Annotated in this window: 1 protein-coding gene; it reads left to right on the top strand. The window is 39.7% G+C overall.

The annotated features are described in order from the left end of the window. Positions 1–260 precede the first annotated feature (260 nt). Positions 261–580: hypothetical protein (locus ACQY5W_RS13375; protein WP_428025464.1), on the top strand; the 320-nt coding region annotated here is incomplete at its 3' end.

The raw sequence follows: 580 nt of genomic DNA, 5'->3' as shown, positions 1-580 counted from the left end.
ATCTGAACCCCTTGAATCAAGGAAACTATTCAAATGTGCTTCTAGATTTTATGTTAGAGACAATGTCCCAATCACCATCACAGATTGGTGGTAAGTGCCTACACCCATAAAGAATAAGATTTGGAGCAATATGAAGAAAAAAAATCAAGTTTCCAGCTGGTGTAGAGGACGTTGTGAGGGATGCGATGTTTATTAATATGGGAAAGTTGTTCCGTAAGTGGAAGTCTGAACTGAATACGAAGTACGTGAAGAAGGATTAGGTGCCAAAACATATAGGTAAAATTACAGAGGTTCAATGGAAAGAATTTGTTCAACAGAAGACCGATTCTAAAGTCCTTGCCATCAGTAATGAATATGCTGAGATGTCGAAGAAGAACATCTATCCCCATCACATGGGATCAAAGGGATATGTTGCTAAAATTCCTGAATGGAAGAAGAAAAAAGAAGAAGTTGTCAGTGCGGGTAACCCTAATCCGGTTGAAGACATTGAAGAAAGAACTGTGAACTGGTTACTCGCTCGGTCGGAGTTGACTCAAGATGGCAAACTTGTCCACAAGAAGAAAGGAGTTGCCACAATTCA

This window comes from Arcobacter sp., assembly GCF_050300555.1.
GTDB lineage: Bacteria > Campylobacterota > Campylobacteria > Campylobacterales > Arcobacteraceae > Arcobacter.
This window is presented reverse-complemented; position numbering and strand designations above follow the sequence as displayed.